The sequence below is a fragment of the Lepagella muris genome (genome assembly GCF_004793975.1).
Taxonomy (GTDB): Bacteria; Bacteroidota; Bacteroidia; order Bacteroidales; family Muribaculaceae; genus Lepagella; species Lepagella muris.
Genome location: NZ_SRYB01000089.1, coordinates 1 through 467, shown reverse-complemented (window position 1 = coordinate 467; position 467 = coordinate 1). Strand labels below are relative to the sequence as shown.

The window sequence follows — 467 nt, the reverse complement described above, 5'->3', positions numbered from 1 at the left end:
CTTTGTTCCCTGACAAAAGAGGTTTACGATACTCTGTACCTTCCTCCCTCACGCGGCTTGGCTGGTTCAGTCTCCCGACCATTGACCAATATTCCTCACTGCTGCCTCCCGTAGGAGTCTGGTCCGTGTCTCAGTACCAGTGTGGGGGACCTTCCTCTCAGAACCCCTACGCATCGTCGGTTAGGTGGGCCGTTACCCCGCCTACTGCCTAATGCGCCGCATGCCCATCCCTGTCCGGCCGAAGCCTTTCCTGCCTCCGGGATGCCCCGGTGGCATGTACGCGGGTTTAGCCCGCCTTTCGGCGGGTTGTCCCCCTGACAGGGGCAGGTTGCATACGTGTTACTCACCCGTGCGCCGGTCGCCGGCGGAGAAAGCAAGCTTCCTCCCCGCTGCCCCTCGACTTGCATGTGTTAAGCCTGCCGCTAGCGTTCATCCTGAGCCAGGATCAAACTCTCCGTTGTTTGTAT

At 60.0% G+C, this 467-nt stretch carries 1 rRNA gene; it reads right to left on the bottom strand.

Annotation, left to right across the window (positions count from 1 at the left end):
- A 16S ribosomal RNA gene (locus tag E5331_RS20120) occupies positions 1–461 on the bottom strand; the annotation flags it as partial.
- Positions 462–467 lie beyond the last annotated feature (6 nt).